The following is a 514-nucleotide window of genomic DNA, read 5'->3' as shown; positions in this document are numbered from 1 at the left end:
TAGTCATGGTCCCACTGCTGGGAATGGAAGACCTTGCCCTGGAAGTTCTCCAGGCCATCGAGGCGTGGATAGGCCGGGGTGGACAGGCCGCCCATGCCGGAAACCACGGCGTTCGCGGTGTAATGGTTGCCCTGGGCGTCATGCAGGTGCCAGAGGCTTTGCCTCTCGTCCCAGGCCAGTTTGCCGATCTCGGTGTTCAGCAGGGTCTTTTCCTGCAAGCGGTATTTTTCCCAGCACTTCTCCAGATAGGCGCGGATTTCCGGCTGGCGGGCGAACATCCGCGTCCACTCCGGGTTCGCTTCGAAGGAGAAGGAATAGACGTGGGATTGCACGTCGCAGGCGCAGCCAGGGTAGTTGTTGACTCTCCAGGTGCCGCCGACGCCGGCGTCCTTTTCGAAGATCAGGAAGTCGTCCTCGCCTTCCTGGCGGAGACGGATCGCCACCCCCAGCCCGGAGAAACCGGTGCCGATGATGGCGACCTTGCAGTGCCGGGCGGCGGCAGGGGTGGGTTGGG

At 63.2% G+C, this 514-nt stretch carries 1 protein-coding gene; it reads right to left on the bottom strand.

Features of this window, described 5'->3' with window-relative positions; translation table 11 throughout:
* Positions 1-514 (bottom strand): flavin-containing monooxygenase (locus tag FLO80_RS23750; protein WP_149187133.1); only part of this gene is annotated, 514 nt, incomplete at both ends.

This window comes from Aquicoccus porphyridii (assembly GCF_008369105.1).
Classification (GTDB): Bacteria; Pseudomonadota; Alphaproteobacteria; order Rhodobacterales; family Rhodobacteraceae; genus Aquicoccus; species Aquicoccus porphyridii.
Note: the sequence above shows the minus strand (reverse complement) of the source record. Positions and strands in the feature narration are given on the sequence as shown.